1 protein-coding gene is annotated in these 700 nt (G+C 66.5%); it reads left to right on the top strand.

The window, feature by feature from the left end; translation table 11 throughout:
• Window positions 1–700, top strand: a 700-nt coding sequence (locus ACXJ3V_RS20230; protein WP_457102150.1) for an ammonium transporter, incomplete at both ends; no start/stop codon positions are given.

Genomic DNA, 700 nt, shown 5'->3' with positions numbered 1-700 from the left:
GATGAGCTTCATCTCCGTCGGCATCGTCGGCGTCATCTGGGTGTTGTGGGGTTACTCCATGACCGGCGGCGAAGGCGTGCTGGGTATCKTCGGTAATCCGTTCGCCAGCTTCGGACTCAGCAACCTCATCGGGTCTCCGGACCTCATCAAGGCAGCCTACTCGGGAACTTTCGCCATGGTCACGGTGGCCCTCATCAGCGGTGCCATCGCGGATCGCGCCAAGTTCAGCTCCTGGGCGCTCTTCGTGCCCATCTGGGTGACCTTGGTGTACTGCCCCCTCGCCTACATGGTCTGGGGCGGCGGCCTGCTGGGCGCTGACGGAGCCATCACCGCCGTGTTCGGGCACGTCATCGACTTCGCCGGCGGCACCGTGGTGGAGATCAGCTCCGGCGTGGCTGCACTGGTCCTGGCCGTCATTGTGGGCAAGCGCCAGGGCTTCGGCAAGGACCCCAACCACCGGCCGCACAACATCCCCTTCATCATGCTGGGCGCCGCCATCCTCTGGTTCGGCTGGTTCGGCTTCAACGGCGGCGCCGCCACCACTGCGGAGCAGGCAGGCCTGATCTGGATTAACACACTCGTGGCCCCGGCCGCGGCGATGCTCAGCTGGCTGGTCACCGAGAAGATCCGCCACGGCCACCCCACCTCCCTCGGAGCAGCCTCGGGCGTGGTTGCCGGCCTGGTGGCCATCACGCCCTCC

The sequence above is a fragment of the Microbacterium sp. P5_E9 genome (assembly GCF_054049175.1).
This window is presented reverse-complemented; position numbering and strand designations above follow the sequence as displayed.